Source organism: Collinsella sp. LCP19S3_H3, from assembly GCF_052119145.1.
In the GTDB taxonomy this organism is placed as follows: Bacteria; Actinomycetota; Coriobacteriia; order Coriobacteriales; family Coriobacteriaceae; genus Collinsella.
On record NZ_JBQKFW010000045.1, the window covers coordinates 1 to 626 of the forward strand.

General features: G+C 70.0%; 1 pseudogene. It reads left to right on the forward strand.

Annotated features, from left to right (window positions below):
- Positions 1-399, forward strand: a pseudogene (locus tag ACTQZF_RS09225) (IS30 family transposase); the annotation flags it as partial.
- Positions 400-626: the final 227 nt, after the last annotated feature.

Genomic DNA, 626 nt, shown 5'->3' on the forward strand with positions numbered 1-626 from the left:
GCCGAGTTCTCCGACGAGGCGGCGGTCGCGGCGCTGCTCGGCGAGGGGCCGGGCGAGACGAGGCTGTTCTACTGCGACCCCAGGCGCAGCGACCAGAAGGGCGCCTGCGAGCGCAACCACGTCGAGATCAGGAAGCTGCTGCCCAAGGGCGCCGGAATCAGGTTCGACCGGCTCGCCCCGGCCGACCTGGCGCTGGCCATGTCGCACGTGAACTCCGAGCCCCGCGGCGCGCTCGGCTTCGCGACGCCCGCGCGCGCCTTCAGGGCGATGCTCGGGGAGGACGCGGCGGCGCTGCTGGACGCCTACGGCGTGGGGGACGTGCCCATCGGGGAACTCGACCTGACGCCGGGGCTCATCGAGAGGGCGCGCGCAGAGAGGGGCGATGCCCCGCTGGCCTAGCCTAGGAGAAAAACGGAATAGACGGACCGACCGTCCGGCTGAGTCTGGGAAGAGGTGCCGGGCGGCGGGCGGGGCATGGCCACCGGACCCATCGAAACACATCTCCACCATTCCTTCAACTGGGAAAATGGCGCCCCCGGGGCCCGGATAGGACCTCGGGGGCGTTCGGTTAACTGCGGGAGCGTGCCATCAGCTCAATGTGTTCGGCTGAGATCGGAAATCAACCC